The organism is Shewanella sp. N2AIL (genome assembly GCF_022690845.1).
Lineage (GTDB): Bacteria > Pseudomonadota > Gammaproteobacteria > Enterobacterales > Shewanellaceae > Shewanella > Shewanella baltica.
This window is the reverse complement of record NZ_JALBYT010000041.1, coordinates 21,754-40,321: the sequence shown is the minus strand read 5'-3', so window position 1 is coordinate 40,321 and position 18,568 is coordinate 21,754. Positions and strand designations below refer to the sequence as shown.

At 46.5% G+C, this 18,568-nt stretch carries 8 protein-coding genes and 1 rRNA gene; 2 read left to right on the top strand and 7 right to left on the bottom strand.

From position 1 onward, the window contains the following. Both MO387_RS18960 and acnB read right to left on the bottom strand, forming a co-directional pair. Positions 1-116: ribosomal RNA gene (locus tag MO387_RS18960) — 16S ribosomal RNA — on the bottom strand; the annotation flags it as partial. A gap of 903 nt (positions 117-1,019) precedes the next feature. After that, positions 1,020-3,617 carry a bifunctional aconitate hydratase 2/2-methylisocitrate dehydratase gene (acnB, locus tag MO387_RS18955; RefSeq protein ID WP_107946394.1) on the bottom strand — a complete coding sequence of 866 codons (2,598 nt, stop codon included), beginning with the start codon at positions 3,615-3,617 and terminating at the stop codon, positions 1,020-1,022. A 434-nt stretch (positions 3,618-4,051) separates the two neighbouring features. Between acnB and hxpB the strand changes: the two genes are divergently transcribed. Both hxpB and MO387_RS18945 read left to right on the top strand, forming a co-directional pair. Beyond that, the gene (hxpB, locus tag MO387_RS18950; protein WP_107946393.1) at positions 4,052-4,711 is read left to right on the top strand and encodes a hexitol phosphatase HxpB; all 660 of its coding nucleotides are present in this window, start codon (positions 4,052-4,054) and stop codon (positions 4,709-4,711) included. A 115-nt stretch (positions 4,712-4,826) separates the two neighbouring features. Beyond that, positions 4,827-5,180, top strand: coding sequence for a DUF2845 domain-containing protein (locus tag MO387_RS18945; protein ID WP_107946392.1), 354 nt, complete (start codon positions 4,827-4,829; stop codon positions 5,178-5,180). Between the two features lie 79 nt (positions 5,181-5,259). On the opposite strand, the gene MO387_RS18940 is transcribed toward MO387_RS18945, so the two are convergent. The 5 genes from MO387_RS18940 to aceF all read right to left on the bottom strand — a co-directional run bounded on the left by MO387_RS18940 (position 5,260) and on the right by aceF (position 18,558). Continuing rightward, positions 5,260-7,302, bottom strand: a complete 2,043-nt coding sequence (locus tag MO387_RS18940; RefSeq protein WP_107946391.1) for a M13-type metalloendopeptidase — start codon at positions 7,300-7,302, stop codon at positions 5,260-5,262. Positions 7,303-7,520: 218 nt separating this feature from the next. Continuing rightward, the gene (locus MO387_RS18935; protein ID WP_014615289.1) at positions 7,521-9,737 is read right to left on the bottom strand and encodes a patatin-like phospholipase family protein; all 2,217 of its coding nucleotides are present in this window, start codon (positions 9,735-9,737) and stop codon (positions 7,521-7,523) included. A 298-nt stretch (positions 9,738-10,035) separates the two neighbouring features. Continuing rightward, entirely contained in the window at positions 10,036-14,529 is a 4,494-nt protein-coding gene (locus tag MO387_RS18930; protein WP_242326454.1) for an EAL domain-containing protein, read from the bottom strand. A 456-nt stretch (positions 14,530-14,985) separates the two neighbouring features. After that, positions 14,986-16,413, bottom strand: a complete 1,428-nt coding sequence (gene lpdA / locus MO387_RS18925) for a dihydrolipoyl dehydrogenase (RefSeq protein ID WP_242326453.1) — start codon at positions 16,411-16,413, stop codon at positions 14,986-14,988. 147 nt (positions 16,414-16,560) lie between these two features. Beyond that, positions 16,561-18,558 carry a dihydrolipoyllysine-residue acetyltransferase gene (aceF, locus tag MO387_RS18920; protein WP_242326452.1) on the bottom strand — a complete coding sequence of 666 codons (1,998 nt, stop codon included), beginning with the start codon at positions 18,556-18,558 and terminating at the stop codon, positions 16,561-16,563. Between the last annotated feature and the right edge of the window lie 10 nt (positions 18,559-18,568).

Below are 18,568 nucleotides of genomic sequence, written 5' to 3'. Positions count from 1 at the left end.
ACCCGTCCGCCGCTCGCCGGCAAAGATAGCAAGCTATCTTCCCGCTGCCGCTCGACTTGCATGTGTTAGGCCTGCCGCCAGCGTTCAATCTGAGCCATGATCAAACTCTTCAATTAAAGTTTTGTTGTTTGACTTACGTCAAACGGCTCAATGAATTCTGATTTTTTGTTTCCGCCCTCTCTTCATAAAGAGAAGAAAGCGAAACCAAAATTATGTACATATTGCTATGAACACTCTTCATCATTGATTTAATTCTTTGACTGCCAACCCTAAGGTTAAGCAGTTTCGATTAACTCAACACCTGTGAGTGCCCACACAGATTTCTTGTTTTATCTTGTTAAAGAGCAACTCAATATCCGTAAGAGAACTTGAGTACCACACTGAGCGCCGAACGCTTCCAGTTGGCTAGGGCTGCGTATTCTACGCATTTCCCGTTTCGCGTCAAGGAGTTTTTGCAAACTTTCTCAACACTCATCAATCAGTAAACTCATCGATGAACCGTCACATCAGCCTGCTTAACGCTGTCTGCCGTGTCAGTGGATGCGCATTATAGGCAGCAGAGGATTTTGTGCAACCCCTATTTTAAGGAAATTTGCAGTTAATGCTAATTATCTAATCTAGCCACACCATACCCACCACTTACCCCCAAAGTTATCCACATTTTAGTCAAAACAATGCCTTTACTCTGCATTTTTCATAGCAAAAGCCCATGGAATGATCTGTTGGTAAATATGAAAATAGAAGGTTCAGTCTTTCAAAAACTAGATTCAGTGAGGTGAAGCCGGACACTGATTGGGATAGCGCCTTTAGTTAACAACCTAAAGACAGATGCACTTGGCTATTTATGCTTATTTATTAATGCTTCGTTATTTATGGAATCCTAGCCTGTTATATGGAAGAGACGAAGCATCACTATTTAGATGAGCTATTTGTACATATATATGCGCAGAGAGAAACTTACCCACAAAAAAGCCAGCTCATGCTGGCTTTTGACATCAAGTTACCTTAACGGCAATCGATTATACGGCTGACTGGAAGATCACTTCTGAGGCTTTCTTAGTGTAAGACTCGATTTGATCGAAGTTCAAGTAACGGTAAGTGTCAGCCGCTGTCGCGTCCAACTCTTTGGCGTATTCTTGATATTCTTCAGGTGATGGCAGACGACCCAACAGTGCAGCTACCGCAGCCAGTTCAGCAGAGGCTAAGTATACATTAGCGCCTGTACCTAAACGGTTAGGGAAGTTACGGGTAGAAGTCGATACCACAGTTGCACCTTCAGCTACACGTGCTTGGTTACCCATACACAGTGAACAACCTGGGATCTCGATGCGGGCGCCTACACGACCGAAAATCGCGTAGTAGCCTTCTTCAGTCAGCTGATCTCTGTCCATCTTAGTCGGCGGAGCAATCCACAGACGGGTTGGCAGGGTTTTAGCAAACTTGTCTAGCATCTTACCGGTTGCGCGGAAGTGACCAATGTTGGTCATACAAGAACCGACGAACACTTCATCAATCTTCGTTTGCGCGACAGATGACAGCAGTACTGCATCATCAGGATCGTTTGGCGCACACAGGATTGGCTCTTTGATGTCGTTTAAATCGATTTCGATCACTGCAGCGTACTCAGCATCTTTATCGGCGCTCATCAGTTCAGGATTAGCTAACCACTCTTCCATGCCTTTGATACGACGTTCAATCGTACGACGATCGCCGTAACCTTCAGCGATCATCCACTTCAGCATGATGATGTTCGAGTTCAGGTATTCGATGATAGGTTCTTTGTCTAACTTGATGGTACAACCGGCCGCTGAGCGCTCAGCTGAAGCATCAGACAGTTCGAAAGCTTGTTCAACTTTCAAGGTTTCAAGACCTTCGATTTCCAGTACGCGACCAGAGAAGATATTGACTTTACCTTTCTTCTCAACGGTCAGCATGCCCAGTTCAATGGCTTTTAATGGGATAGCATGTACCAGATCACGCAGTGTGATGCCGGGTTGCATTTTGCCCTTGAAGCGCACTAATACTGATTCAGGCATGTCGAGTGGCATAACGCCAGTCGCCGCAGCAAACGCCACTAAGCCAGAACCAGCTGGGAATGAAATACCAATTGGGAAACGCGTATGTGAGTCACCACCCGTACCAACGGTATCTGGCAGCAGCATACGGTTTAACCATGAATGGATAACACCATCACCTGGACGCAGTGATACACCGCCGCGGTTCATGATGAAATCTGGCAGAGTATGATGCGTGTTCACATCAACAGGCTTTGGATAAGCCGCAGTGTGACAGAATGACTGCATAGTCAAATCAGCACTGAAACCTAAGCAAGCTAAATCTTTCAGCTCGTCACGGGTCATAGGACCTGTGGTATCTTGTGAACCAACAGAGGTCATCTTAGGTTCGCAGTATTGGCCAGGACGCACGCCAGCTACGCCGCATGCTTTACCAACCATCTTCTGCGCCAGTGTGTAACCTTTACCCGTATCAGCCACGTCTTGTGAACGCACGAATACGTCAGATACGCCTAAACCTAATACTTCACGGGCTTTGTCAGTTAAACCACGACCGATGATCAGTGGAATACGACCACCAGCACGGACTTCGTCTAACAGCACTTCAGTTTTTAAGCTGAATTCTGAAATCACTTCGTCGCTGTCGTGACGCTTAACCACACCGGCGTATGGGTAGATGTCAATCACATCGCCCATTTCCATTTTGTTTACGTCAAGCTCGATTGGCAGTGCGCCCGCATCTTCCATAGTGTTGAAGAAAATCGGTGCAATTTTACCGCCAAGGCAAAAACCGCCAGCGCGCTTGTTAGGGACAAATGGAATGTCATCGCCCATAAACCACAGTACTGAGTTAGTCGCAGATTTACGTGATGAACCCGTACCGACAACGTCACCCACATACACTAATGGGAAACCTTGTGCTTTTAACGCTTCGATTTTTTTCACTGGGCCAACGGCGCCAGCAACGTCAGGCTCGATACCATCACGGGCGTTTTTCAGCATAGCTAACGCGTGTAATGGAATATCAGGACGTGACCAAGCATCTGGTGCTGGTGACAAGTCATCGGTGTTGGTTTCACCAGAGACTTTAAATACTGTCAGAGTGACTTTGTCGGCCAGTTTTGGACGGTTTAAGTACCAATCTGCATTCGCCCACGCTTCAACCACTTGCTTAGCAAACTCATTGCCTGCTTCCATCTTCTCAACCACATCGTGGAAAGAATCAAACATCAGCAGAGTGTGAGATAAGGCTTTAACGGCTAAAGGTGCTAACGCTGGGTTATCCAGCTGCGCGATCAGAGGTTCGATGTTGTAGCCGCCTTGCATAGTGCCTAATAACTCAGTAGCACGCTCAGCAGACAAAATAGGTGATTTTTCAGTGCCTTTGGCAACCGCATCTAAGAAAGCAGCCTTAACATAAGCGGCTTCATCAACACCTGGGGGAATTCGATTTTCAAGCAGGTCGAGAACGAAAGCCTCTTCACCTGCGGGTGGGTTTTGAACTAACTTAACCAGTTCAGCCACTTGATGTGCATCTAATGGCTTAGGGACTACGCCCTCTGCAGCACGTTCTGCGACGTGTTTACGATATGCTTCTAGCACGGCAACATTCCTCTTTGTTTGGCGCTCTAACAACGAAACTGCACGTCTTCTTAATTGAAGCTGACAGTCCGACATGATCGACCCGTATTTCCGGCCTGCAGTATACTACAGCTTTGCAAAAGTATGAATCAGGTCACACTCGGCAAAAAGCGAAATAAGGACTAAATCCGGCGGCGAATGCCAACTTACGGGAATATTAAAACAAGTGAAATTAGACAATAGTTTGAAAACAGACAAAAAACCATACACTACAAATAGTTAACAATGTTTCATTAATTTTAAATCGAACAGGCAATTTTCAGCGCCCTAGATCAAATATGTGTAAATTTTTCTCATCTTGCGGCATTTTGGCTTTTAAGATGCGGTGCGAGAACTTACACTCAGGCTTAATTTACTGCATATCTCAGTTATTTCCCCAGTCCATCGGAGTACCAATGACATCCCTTAGCATTCAAGCCGTTATTTTTGATATGGATGGCGTTTTAATCGATTCAGAACCCCTATGGCAGCAGGTCGAGTATGAAGTGTTATCCGCACTTGGCGTGCCCGTGACCATAGAAACGATTCAACAAACCACAGGTTTACGCATCGACCAATGCGTGGATTATTGGTACCACAAGGCTCCTTGGCCTCACTACGACAATGCCAAGGTCAGCCAAGCGATTGTTGATAAGGTCGCGAGTGAAATTCTGATTAGCGGCGAAGCTATGCTGGGCGTTCACGAAGCAATTGATCACTGCCAAGCACTGGGTCTTAAAATCGGCTTAGCCACCTCCTCGTTTTACACTATTATCGAGGCAGTTCTCTCTAAGTTAGGACTCAGCGATAAATTTATGGCGGTGCAATCTGCCGAGGGCCTCACCTACGGCAAGCCACACCCTGAAGTGTATTTGAATTGCGCTAAGGCGTTAGATGTCGATCCCCGCTATTGCCTTGCGATCGAAGATTCTTTTAATGGCTTAATTGCAGCCCGAGCGGCCAATATGCAAACGCTTGCGATCCCCGCGCCAGAGCAAAGAAGCGATGCTAAGTGGGTTATCGCCCACCATCAGGCTGAGAACTTATTGGCCTTGCCGACACTCTTAGCTCAATAACGCCATAACACGCCTAGTCTCTGCTGGGCGGATAAGCTTAGTTTTAGCTATATGGATAATGAGTCTTTGTCGTGTGGATGAATAGCAGAATGATGTATGTACGAGAGGGGAGCCAATGAAGTACCTGTCTTTATTATCACACGTATTATTACCCATGGGCTTAATACTCATGTCCGTCAGCTTGTCCGCTAATGCGGGTGGTGCTATGCACTGCAAGCAACAAGTGGTCAACACTGGCGATACCTTAACCACTGTGCTGGAGAAGTGCGGTTCGCCCAGTGATATTCGCGAATTTAGTTTACCAGCGACTTATCTCAACTCAGACGGCGACCGAGTGATCGATCCCAGCAAGTTGCCGACTGAGTATCAAGAATGGACCTATGACTTTGGACCGACACGCTTAATGCGCCGGCTTTATGCCACTGATAATAAAGTCACAAAAATCGAATCCTTAGGTTACGGACATTAATCAGCAGCATCCTTGATTATTGTCATCAATAAAAAAGCCAGACATTGTCTGGCTTTCTTGTTTCAATCAACTGAATGTATTACCAAATTTTTACACGTTCATCTGGCGTCAAATACATTTTATCGCCTTCTTTCATCTCGAAAGCTTTATAGAAGGCTTCCACGTTACGCGGCGTCCCCATAGCGCGGTAATGACTCGGTGAATGCGGATCTGTCAGCAAACGACGGCTCAGCTCTTCATCACGGTAGTTACGACGCCATACTTGCGACCAACCCACAAAGAAGCGTTGCTCACCCGTTAATCCATCAAGCACTGGCGCGGGTTTGCCGTTAAGGCTCATTAGATACGAGCGTGCCGCTACGGTTAAACCACCTAAGTCGCCGATATTTTCCCCTAAGGTCAAATCACCGTTAACAAACTTGCCGGGCAGTGCTTCATAACCTGAGTATTGCGCTGACAGTTGCTTACCGCGTTTTTGGAATTCTTCGCGATCTTTATCCGACCACCAATCACGTAGGTTACCGTCGCCATCGTACTTAGCGCCTTGGTCATCGAAACCATGGCTGATTTCATGGCCGATCACTGCACCTATGCCACCGTAGTTCACTGCATCATCGGCATCCATATTGAAGAATGGTGGTTGCAGAATCGCAGCTGGGAATACGATTTCGTTTTTCACTGGGCTGTAATAAGCGTTCACCGTTTGTGGCGTCATGCCCCATTCGGTACGATCGATTGGCTTGCCAAGCTTGTTGATCATGTCTTGATATTCAAACTGAGCGTAACGCATGTAGTTCCCCACTAACTCGTCAGCCTTGATATCTAAACCTGAGTAATCTTTCCACTTATCTGGATAACCGATTTTATAGGTGAATTTAGCCAGTTTTTCTTGGGCGGCGACTTTGGTTTCTGGCGTCATCCACTCAAGTTCATTGATACTAACCTCAAAACCTTTGATCAAGTTTTTGATCATAGTTTCCATACGCGCTTTAGCTTCTGGCTTGAAGTATTGCTTAACGTACTCTTCGCCCACTAACTCACCAATCACTTGGTCAGCGCCATCAACGGCTTTTTTCCAGCGCGGTTGTTGCTCTTCGATACCCATTAAGGTTTTGCTCTTAAAAGCGAAGTTCAAATCAACAAAGTTTTTGCTCAGTAACTCGGCGTAGCTATCGACTAAGTGGAACGCGAGGTAATCCTGCCAAGCCGATACCGGGAATGTCTCGAAACCTGCACCGAGTTTTTCGAAGTAAGAGGGTTGGCGCACTATGATATCAGTGACTTTGTCGCCTAAACCTGCGCTGGTCGCGAAGGCATTGAAATCAAATTGACCCATTAACTTTTGCAATTCATCGCGATCTAACTTGTTGTAAGCCTTATTGGCGTCGCGGGATTCGACTCGACTCCACTGACTCTTGGCGATCATCATTTCGATGTCGGCAACGTTTTTAGCCGCGCGTTTAGCATCCTTGTAACCCGCTTCGGTCAGTATGTCTGTCACATACTTAGCCATGGCTTGGCGATTAGCGGCAAACTTAGGGTCATCTTTAAGATAATAATCGCGGTCCGGCAGCGTAAGGCCCGACTGGCTTAGATACACCGCATACTGAGTTGAGTTTTTGGCGTCGTTATTGACGTAAAAACCAAAGGGAATACCAGAGCCGGTCGTCAGCAATTTACCCATAACGGCAGGTAAGTCAGCGTGTGTTTTTGCGCCAGCAATATCGGCCAGCAATGGCTTAAGCGGCGTAACGCCTAAGGTTTCAAGCAAATCGGTATTCATAAAGCTGGCGTTGAAATCACCAATCTTCTGCTCATTCGAGCCTGCCGCTGGATTCTTTTTAGCAGCCGCTTCGTCGATGATCTTTTTCAATGCATCTTGGCTTTGATCGTACAGCACTGAAAATGCGCCGTAGTTAGACTTGTCGGCAGGAATAGGTGTATTCGCCAACCATTTACCGTTAACGCTGTAATAGAAATCGTCTTGATGGCGAACTGAGGCATCAAAGTTTTGCAATTCAATGCCAGAAACCGCGGCGACTTCAGTTTTAGGCTCAGTACTACAAGCGGCTAAACCTAAACTCAGGGCGATACCCAGTGCCAGTGTGCTTATCTTCTTCATTGTTTTCCCCAGCTTCCTTAAGAGTTATTATTTTTCCCGCAAAACCTTAGCATCTTGGCACGCCCCACAGTAGCAAGATTTTGTAAAAGGATATGACACTTTAGCGACGCGCGAACCGATTCAGGCACTATGCCATCAAGGCCGTTTAGGATTTTCATCGCACAAAAAATAAGGGCACAACCTCAGTCATGCCCTCAAGACCTCACATGCATCACTCGCTAGAAGTTTTTACCCACAAATAAATAGAAGGACTTATCGCCAAGATCTGTGATCCCAAAGCCGATTGCCGCAGGTCCCATGGAAGTATCAGTACCAATGTAGAGACTCGATGCATAAATCAGATCGGTGAGGGTGACTTCAGAGCGCTCATCCCAGACATTGCCCGCCTCCAAACTCCAACCTAGATACAAAGGATAATCTGTCATTCCGAGCGCATCACGCCCGAGATCATATTGATAAACAAAGGCGCCAAAGACTTTATGCGCGCCTGTCAGTGAGTCTTTATGGTAGCCAGATAGATTTAAAAATCCGCCCAGCTCAGATAGATGCAGCGTATTCATCCCATCATTATCGTTGGTTGAAATCGATGCCTTACCCACAAAAGCATGATTGCCGACACTCAAGGCGCCCTTCCAGTCGGCCTCTATCTGCACACTGTATTGGTTTTGGTTATCGTCGATAATGTCATCGAAATCCTCATTGCGCACATAAACGTTTAAGGTCACGCGATTACCCGACGTAGGGAAACTAATACTGTCTAAGCTGTCGTAGCCGAATCTAAAGTAAGCTCCATAGGAGCTAAAATCCAAGTCCCTTGACAGCCAAGCATCATTAATTATCGCGCCCTTCTCCGCCACTAAACCCAGCTCAATCATGCCTTGAGAGGTGTAGTTGTAGCCGATACCCAGTTCTATGGTGTGGGTTTTCTTGTCGAAGGTTAGCAGACGATTGTTATTATCGTATAAGTCCCAATTACGGGTATCGTATTGATAACGGGCGCGGCTAAAGAATTGTTGGTCTCTGTCTAATGGCTGATAGAACTCAGTCGCAAACAACTTTTCCATACCGAGTTTGATTTCATTGCGCCACTCGCCGCCATTGAAGGTCAAATCCGTCATGGTATAGGCCATGTCAAAACTGATGGCAGATTCAGAGTTAAAATCATCCTCCCAGTTAAAGCCCAATTGGAAATAATTTGGCCCCCAAGACTTAGCTTTAGTGGTCACAGTCAGTACACGGCCGTCTTCACCCTCGACAAACTCAGCATCGACACGCTCAAACTTATTGAGGGAGTAAATACGCTTTAACGCCTCATTGAGCTCGTCCTTAGACACAGCTTGCCCAGGCTTAATGTTCAAGGTCTCCGTTAAGAGATTCAGACTCACCTTAGATTGGTTATCGAAGACAATTTCATTAACAGAATGACGCACATCTGCCATTAACAACTTACCTTTGGCTTTTTTGGCCTCGACGTAGGCGGCATATTCCTCTGGGCTCACGCTCATGCTGCTCAGCTTATCAAGCTGTCCATTAGCGGCTTCTTTGCCGAGCGTTAATGCCAAGGGCATGATAGTGAAATCTGTAGTGCTCAAGGCGTCGATCGCGGGACGGATCAACACATCTTTATCAGTCAGCAGTAGTTTTTGTTTTTCGGTGCTGGCATTGGTCAAAAAGTTGGAGAGCTGATCGAGCACGGCAATAGTGCTGTCTAATTTATCTTTTTTGACTAGAGGTGAACCAATATCGACGGCAATAATAATATCGGCGCCCATGGCCTTAACGACATCGACAGGCATATTGTTGGCAATACCGCCATCGACCAATAACTTACCGTCAATTTGAGCCGGCTGCAGCGCACCGGGAACTGTCGCAGAGGCTTGCATGGCTTTGACCATACTGCCGTGACTGATCACCACAGGTAAGCTGGTTTCTAAATCGGTCGCCACTGCGCGGTAGGGAATAGCTAAATCATCGAAATTACCAAATTGCTGTACTAGATCGGTAGACTGACGCAGAAGTTGCGACATAGTCTGACCACGCAGCAACCCACTTGGCGCCCTTACTTGGCCTTCGTTATAACCAATGTTCAGTGGAATGTTGTAGCGATCGCGTAACTGTTTATCCCTATAACTCAAAATATTGCGCGGGATAGTATCCGAGTAGCCACTGTCCCAATCAACACCCATCATGATAGCTTCGACTTCGCTGGCGCTGTAACCCAAGGAGTACATGCCTGCGACATAGGCACCGATACTGGTGCCCGCGATGTAATCGACCGGGATGTTATGTTCTTCTAATATTTTGAGCACCCCCACATGGGCAGCGCCTTTAGCACCGCCGCCACTGAGTACGACACCAATTTTAAGTCGCTCTGCCGCCATCGACGGAGTCATGCACAAACACAAAATAATAGAAGCGAGTAGTTGACGCATCATGGTGAGGTTACTTTTTTATGGGATAAAAATCCGAGTTATATTACCAAACTTATCGATTTAACCGTCAGTCATATTTTATCTGGACCGACTAGTGATAAGACTGTGTACTATTTACACAAACAGATGCAGTTTAATTGAATAAATGACGAAAAAAAATATCAATCGTGGCTGAATATTTTGTCATTTAAATCTCAGGCGCGTAGATTTATATCTTGCTGATTACCGCCAATAATCAGCACAAATATCAAGGACGCATGATCAAACATAAACGAGCCGATAATAGGCTATATGATCTTACTTAATGCTCAATAGCAACGATTCTGTTATCTGTTTCTAAATAGCGTTCAAAATCAGCCACGCACATAGGCTTAGCAAAATAATACCCTTGAATAATATAACAGCCGCGGCTAAATACTTGCTCTAACTGCTCAACCGTCTCAATCCCTTCGGCAACCACATTTAATTTAAGGTTACGGGCTAATTCAATAATACTGCTCACAATCGCCTGATCGGCCTTATTGGTGGCGATATCAATCAAGAAGGAGCGATCGATTTTTAAGGTGTTCACCTCAAAATGGCGTAAATAAGCCAGAGAAGAATAACCTGTCCCAAAGTCATCAATGGCAACTTCAATCCCCAAGGATTTCAATCGCGAGAGATGATCTTTAGCAACGTGCAGCTCTTTCATCAATACGCCTTCAGTGATTTCTAAGCCTAAAGACGCCGTCGGCATTTGGGTTTCATGCAGAATTCTTTGTATGTCTTCAATAAAATCTGGCTGCCTGAAATGCACCGCCGAAATATTAACCGACAACTTAAAGGTAGCGCCATAACGCTTTGCCCAATGCGCCCCCTGTACACAGGCTTGCCTTAACACCCAGCGGTCAATATCGACAATTAAACCGCAGGCCTCGGCGACTTTGATGAAAATATCGGGACGAATAAAGCCGTCCAGCGGATGTTTCCAGCGAATTAATGCTTCCATTCCTATGAGCTTATCGTTACGCAAAATATCAATTTGCGGCTGGTAATAAAGCTCGAACTCTTGCCGCTCTATGGCTTTACGTAAATCGGCCTCAAGCCGTAAATGATAGAGGGCTTGGGCATTACGCTCAGAGGAATAATATTGGAAATTCCCCCGCCCTTCTTCTTTGGCGTGATACATAGCGAGATCGGCATTCTTGATAAAGGCTTCAGGCTGAACCGCATCGTCGGGCCAAATACTGATGCCAATGCTGGTCGAAATATAAAACTCACGGCCATATAACTTAAAAGGCGCCACGATTTGTTCCAGCAGCCGCTCGGCAATGTGGTTTATCTCATCAATGCTGTTGGCATTTCTGAGTAAAATCACAAATTCATCGCCGCCAAAGCGGCAGAGCATATGCTCGCTAGCAATACAGGATTGTAATCGGCTTGAAGCTTCAACCAGCAAGGCATCGCCCATGCTATGACCATAGGAGTCATTAACATGCTTAAATCTATCGAGATCCAAGAACAGTAGCGCCAATTTCTCGCCCGTTTGCTGCGCGGCCTGAATAGACTGTAATAGGCGACTAGAAAATAAGGAGCGGTTTGGCAATCCAGTAAGTACATCGTAATTGGCTAGACGGCGTAAATCGGCTTCGGTTCGTTTACGTTCAGTAATATCCGAGAATACCACCACATAATGGGTCACTTTACCGTTGGCACTTTGCATCACAGATACGTTTAGCCACACAGGGCAAGGTTGCTGACTGGCGTTGATTAACTCACGCTCGCCCGTCCAAGACTGGCTATCACTGAGGAGTTGCTTGATTTCCGATGCCAAACCGTCATTCATCTGTACAAATTGGGTAAAAGATTGGCCAACTAAGTCAGCAGAATCGATGCCGATAATTTGCTGTGCCGCGTAATTCGCCACGCGAATACTGCCTTCGACATCTAAAATCAGTACACCTTCAGATGTGTTACCAAACGCTTTTGCCAGTAAATTCACTTCATCTTCTAACTGGCGTTGCACGGTAATATCACTATAAATACCCGCGACCCGCTCTATCTCATTGGAGTGCTTATTACGGGCAACGGGCCGCCCTCTTACCCTTAACCAGCCCCAATTACCGTCCTTGCGCTGATAGCGATATTCGGCTTCGAATCTGTCTATCTCCCCCGATATCATGCTATCCCACTGAGCGAGCGCTTTTTCCCTATCCTGTGGATGCACAGGCAACTCTGCTAAGCTCACAACAATCTCATTGGCATGGGTACCGAGAACGGCACCGCGATTATCAAGATGAAATGCCTGAGTATTTTTATGCCATTCCCAGAGGTCCGAGTCACTACCGCGCAAAGATTGCCTCAGCCTGTCATCACTCTCTGTTAATGCCTGATTCATCTGCTTAAAGGTATTGATCTGACGTTGCCGATACCAAGCAAGACTTAAAGCAATAATGGAAAATAACAGCAGTAAAATGCCTTTAAAACCTTGGGATAACCACCAATGCTGCTCAACATAAAAGGGATAGTTAAAAGGTTTATCGGACCATATTCCATTGACCTGACTTAAAATATCTAAAACATAACCACCCGAAGCTAAACCTGCGAGGTTAATCTGCGACTCCCCCTGAAGCAGCACATAATTACTCTCTTCATCTTGATAACGTAATCGGTATTTAAATTGGATGGGCGAATCATCGAGATAATCTAAGTTAGTGATTTGAAAACTGACCATATTGGCTTCGGGTTTTATGGTCATCAGGTTGCGCGGCAACAGGGACACTTCGGTTGTGTTGTTATAGTACACAGAGACAGATTCAAGCATCACATGGTCATCGGTAATGCGATTGGCCAGCCTATCGACATCGAGTCGCATCACGCCCTCGGGCGTGCCTAAGTAAAAGCCTGTTTTAGGTGAGTAAAAATAGGCGCCTTCGTTCATCTCATCGGAAATTAAACCATCGAGTTGATTAAACATAGCAATCTCGCCCGTTTGGATATCCTGTCGCACCAAAGAATCCGAGCAGCCCACAAGATTAGACTTGGGCGTTTTTTGAATAAAAAACACTGAACTACAATTTAATTGCCACTCGGAGGTCAGTGAAATTAACGATCCAGTTTGCTGATGGTATTCAAATAAACCTTTTTCATAGGAGCCAAACCAGATCACCCCAGGTGACATTTCTTCAATATGACTGACCGTGGGTTGTGCAGCAAAAGCATTAAACAACTGCCGCTGATCATGAAACTCGTTTTGGCTGTCGATGTAACCAAAGACTTTTTTACCGCCCACCCACAAACGACCGTCGGAGGTGCGATAAATCGTACGGATCACGGGGCGCTTAGGGCCGTCAAACTTGTTCGATGACTTATCAATATCAAAGGGCTGAGGTTCGTACAGTCCCATTTCCCAAAAATACAGCCCTGTTGTGGTCGCAATCCAAACACGTCCTTTCAGTTTGGGGTCACGATAGGTTTTATAAATAAGCTTATTTTTAAAATCATCATTGCCGTGAGTCCATTTAGAAAAGCTACTGCCTTGCAAAGTGTCTTTATCGACAACAAAGAGGCCGCTGGTCGTCGATAACAGTAAATAATGCCCCTCAAACGCACTGATATCGTAAATACTTTCATGGGGATTAAATCCCTCAATTGGCACGTTAAACGCTTTGTTACTGCCTTTTGCAATAAAATCTAAACTGGAAGAACCTAACCAAACGCCTTCATCACTGGCATGTACTGACCAAGTCATGGCATCGCTCAGTTGATAAGGTTCATCGCCAGTATAAGTATCGAGGATGAAATCAGGCTGTGACGCCAATAAAGCCAATCCATCGCCTGAGCCTCCGACCCACATCAAGCCTGCATCATCAAACAACATGGCTTTCAGCGTTTCCATGTTGGCCTCAGCCTTCAACTCTTTTTGATAGTTTTCAATCTGCCGCGTTTCGGGCGACCATTTCAATAAACCGATGCGACTGGAAAACCACAGATCCCCTTTAGCATCCTCAATGATCACTGTGCTCCAATCGGGCAATTCTGGCACGGGGATAATTTGCCTAGAAATTTGATCTAATTGATAAACGCCGCGTCCGGTCGCAATCCAGATCCTATGTTGAGAATCCTCTAACATATCGAGAATACTGCCCATAGATTCAGTCCAAGAGTATTGGAACACCCGCTCGCCATTTTGCTCCAGCAACTCTAATTGCAAGGTTCCCGCGACCAGCATTTGACCGTTAGGCATGACCAGCAATTTGCGCCAAGGAAGATCGCGATTAACCGGCAACTGAGTAATGAGGCGCAGTTCGGACTTTGAAGGGGAGAATTCATAAATCTGGCCATTATCAATTAACAATCGCCATGTTTTACTATTCTTTCGGGCTGCCGAGACCAGCGCACCACCGGGAAACTGCGGGAATAAATAGGGAGAACCAAACGCGGTAAATTGATTTTGGACAATATCGTAGAGGTAAATTGCGGCGTTGGTGCTAACCAATAACTTGTCACGTTCTATGTTTACTACTGAGGTTAAAAAGTCATCTGACAGTCGCGATTCGGTGCCGATTTTATCGATACGCCGCACCTTAGAATTACTGACTCGATACAAGCCCTGCTCAGTCGCTGCCCATACAAAACCGTAATCATCTAAGGCCAAGCCTCGAATACTGGTGACCGCTAAACCGTCCCTATCAGTAAAAACTCGCTGCACAAAACCGCCCGCCCAAGCAGAGTGGACGCAAGTCAGAGAAAGGATGAAACATGTCAGAATTGTTCTAATTATTTTTGTTTGCATGTGACGGCTTACTTCATACATATACCCAAACCACCTCAAAATGCAGAATTCAGCGGCTGATGTTAACGGCATGGTAACGCACTTTCAGCAAGGCTATTTATTGCTCCTGCATAAATGGCATTCACGACATATATGGCGATTGCGGCTATTTGTAGGCCTAGTGGGCTAAGTCAAAAATAGCCAACACGGCATAAGGTGCGTTACCCCGTGGTTAACATCATCCACCGGGACGGAGCACCCAGGGCACTCCACTTCCGTGTTGCATCAATTCAAAAGGTGGCCGACATTTTTCATTGATGCGCCTTGAATTGAAGCACCCTGGGCGCTCTGAAACTCGTATTTTGAGGTCGCTTGGGTATAACTGTACTGTAGCAGCTCAATCCTATCAATTCATCCGCTTGTTTACATAAAAGTTACAAAAAAAATACAGGCAATAAAAAAGCGCTCAAATGAGCGCTTTTTTAATCGACAGCTAAATTACTTTTTCTTTGCCTTTGGGTTTGGCAAATCAGTAATAGAACCCTCGTACATTTCAGCGGCTAAGCCCACTGATTCGTGCAGTGTTGGGTGAGCGTGAATGGTTAATGCTAAATCTTCAGCATCACAACCCATTTCAATCGCTAAACCGATCTCGCCTAACAGCTCGCCGCCGTTAACGCCAACAATCGCACCACCGATTACGCGATGAGTGTCTTTGTCGAAAATCAGTTTAGTCATGCCTTCGCTCGCATCAGATGCGATAGCGCGGCCGCTTGCTGCCCATGGGAAAGTTGCGGTTTCGTAAGCAATACCTTGCTCTTTCGCTTCTTTCTCAGTTAAACCAACCCAAGCGACTTCTGGGTCAGTGTAAGCAATTGATGGGATCACTTTTGGATCAAAGTAGTGCTTCATGCCAGCGATAACTTCAGCCGCTACGTGGCCTTCGTGCACGCCTTTGTGAGCCAACATAGGTTGACCAACGATGTCACCAATTGCATAGATGTGCGGTACGTTAGTACGCAGTTGCTTATCAACCTTGATAAAGCCACGCTCATCAACGTTAACACCTGCTTTTTCAGCATCTAACGACTTGCCATTAGGTGCACGGCCAATTGCGACTAATACCGCATCGTAACGTACGGCTTCTGTTGGTGCGCTCTTACCTTCCATAGAAACATAAATACCGTCTTCACGGGCTTCTACCGCTGTGACTTTAGTTTCAAGGATCAGGTTGAATTTCTTCTTGATTTGCTTAGTGAATACGCGAACAACGTCTTTATCAGCTGCTGGGATCACTTGGTCGAACATTTCAACCACGTCGATCTCGCTGCCTAAAGAAGCGTACACAGTACCCATTTCTAGGCCGATAATACCGCCGCCCATCACTAACAACTTGCCTGGAACTTCTTTCAGTTCTAATGCGTCAGTCGAATCCCAAATACGTGGATCTTCATGCGGAATGAATGGCAGTTTGATTGGGCGAGAACCCGCAGCAATGATAGCTTGCTCGAATTGAACCACTTTGACAGTGCCATCTTCAGCAGTCACTTCTAGCATGTTAGGGCCAGTGAATTTACCAAAACCGTTAACCACGTTAACTTTACGCATTTTGGACATACCGCCCAATCCGCCAGTTAATTGGCCAATGACTTTTTCTTTAAAGCCACGTAACTTATCTAAATCGATAGTTGGCTCGCCGAAAACCACACCGTGAGCAGCAACGGCTTTGGCTTCTTCGATAACTTTAGCAACATGTAATAGGGCTTTAGATGGGATACAACCCACATTAAGACACACGCCGCCTAAAGTGCTAAAACGTTCAACGATAATGGTTTCTAGACCTAAGTCCGCTGCACGGAAAGCCGCAGAATAACCTGCAGGACCTGCACCTAATACCACTACCTGAGTTTTGATTTCGTTACTCATGTTTTCCTCTAATTCTCATTCAATCCGTTGGAGGAGCTATCCTGCCAACCGAAAATGCGCCAGCGCGTAAGGTGGGCGCATTTTAACCTGTGTTTGATACTGATCACAATAAACAAAAGGCCACTCAAGATGAGCAGCCTTATATGCTTACAGAACCAAAGTACGAATATCGGACAGAATTCCTGACAGCGTCACACTAAAGCGTGCAGCCATAGCACCATCGATCACGCGGTGATCGTATGACAGCGACAATGGCAACATCAATTTAGGTTCGAACTCTTTACCATTCCACTTAGGCTTAATTTCAGATTTAGACACACCTAAAATCGCCACGTCTGGGTAGTTAACGATAGGCGTAAACGCTGTACCGCCAATGCCACCTAAACTTGAAATAGTAAAACAGCTACCTTGCATGTCAGCAGATTTCAGCTTGCCATCACGGGCACGGATAGAGATATCAGCCAGTTCACGAGATAACTCGATAATGCCTTTCTTATCCACGTCACGCACGACTGGCACAACCAAACCGTTTGGCGTATCAACCGCCACACCGATGTGGAAATACTTCTTCTGGATCAGTGATTCGCCATCGCTACTTAAGCTTGAGTTGAACACTGGGAACTGTTGCAACGTTTTAGCCACAGCTTTTAGCATAAACACTAAAGGCGTGATCTTGTAATCGGCTTTCTTCTTCGCCGCTACATCGTTTTGCTGCTTACGGAACTCTTCCATTTCAGTGATATCAGCTTCATCGAACTGAGTCACGTGCGGAATAGTTACCCAGTTGCGGTGTAAGTTAGGGCCAGAAATCTTCTGGATACGGCTTAATGGAATCTCTTCCACTTCACCAAACTTACTGAAATCAACTTTAGGTGCTGCAATCACTTGCAGACCGCCGCCGTTACCTGAACCCACAGAGGTTGCCGCAGTCGCTTTCGGACGAGACAGTTCGTATTTCACATACGCCTGAACGTCTTCTTTCATAATGCGACCTTTACGGCCAGAACCTGTCACTTGGGTCAAATCGACACCAAATTCACGGGCTAAACGACGTACCGCAGGAGACGCATGTACCGCACCGGTAGACACAGGTGTACCTGCGCTAGGGTGGTGTGGTACTGGAGGACGGCTTGCAGGTGTTGGGGCTGCAACGGGCGCCGCGCTCACTGGAGCAGGAGCTGCCGCTTGAGCAACAGGTGCAGGAGCTGCACCTGCAGTCACAGTTTCAATCGTCGCAATAACGCTACCTTGAGAAACCTTGTCACCCACTTTAACCGTCAAAGACAGCAGTTTACCGGCGAATGGCGCTGGTACTTCCATGGTGGCTTTGTCAGTTTCAAGGGTAATCAAACCTTGGTCAGCAGTGATTTCATCACCGACTGACACGAGCACTTCGATCACATCGACATTGCTGGCATCGCCAATATCAGGCACTTGAATTTCTTTTACCGCAACCACACTTGCCGCTGGTGCAGCAGGTGCTGCGGCCACTGGCGCTACCATAGCGGCAGGAGCCGCTTGGGCAGCAACAGTTGGCGCGGCTGCAGGTGCAGCGCCGCCCACTTCAAGCATGATGACTAAAGAGCCTTGCGACACTTTATCGCCAACTGCGACTTTAACGTCTTTAACCACACCCGCGAAAGGTGATGGCACGTCCATGGTCGCTTTGTCTGTTTCTAGGGTAATTAAACCGCTATCAACTTCAATCTTGTCACCGACAGCAACCAGGACTTCGATAACCGATACATCTGTGTCGCCACCGATATCAGGTACAGTCACTTCAACCACTTTGGTTGCGCCCGTCGCAGGAGCAGCAGCCACAGGGGCTGGAGCCGCTTGAACTGGTGCAGATGCTGGTGCCGCCTGAGCAGGTGCTGCAACTGGAGCCGGAGCGGCAGCTGCCGCGCCCGCCGCTTGCATCATAGCAATCAAAGTACCTTCAGATACTTTATCGCCCACAGCCACTTTCAATTCGGCTAAAACACCGGCGAAAGGCGCTGGAATATCCATAGTTGCCTTGTCGCTTTCGACGGTAAGAATCGATTCTTCTGCCGCTAGGGTATCACCCACAGCCACACAAATTTCGATCACTTGCACTTCATCGCCGCCGATATCAGGAACAAAAACTTCTTTTAATTCAGCCATTTTTATTGCC

Bases quoted from the DNA above. Each gene is read 5' to 3' on its own strand.
- MO387_RS18935 (WP_014615289.1), bottom strand. From the start codon at position 9,737: ATGATGCGTCAACTACTCGCTTCTATTATTTTGTGTTTGTGCATGACT.
- MO387_RS18945 (WP_107946392.1), top strand. From the start codon at position 4,827: ATGAAGTACCTGTCTTTATTATCACACGTATTATTACCCATGGGCTTA.
- MO387_RS18940 (WP_107946391.1), bottom strand. From the start codon at position 7,302: ATGAAGAAGATAAGCACACTGGCACTGGGTATCGCCCTGAGTTTAGGT.
- lpdA (WP_242326453.1), bottom strand. From the start codon at position 16,413: ATGAGTAACGAAATCAAAACTCAGGTAGTGGTATTAGGTGCAGGTCCT.
- aceF (WP_242326452.1), bottom strand. From the start codon at position 18,558: ATGGCTGAATTAAAAGAAGTTTTTGTTCCTGATATCGGCGGCGATGAA.
- hxpB (WP_107946393.1), top strand. From the start codon at position 4,052: ATGACATCCCTTAGCATTCAAGCCGTTATTTTTGATATGGATGGCGTT.
- MO387_RS18930 (WP_242326454.1), bottom strand. From the start codon at position 14,529: ATGTATGAAGTAAGCCGTCACATGCAAACAAAAATAATTAGAACAATT.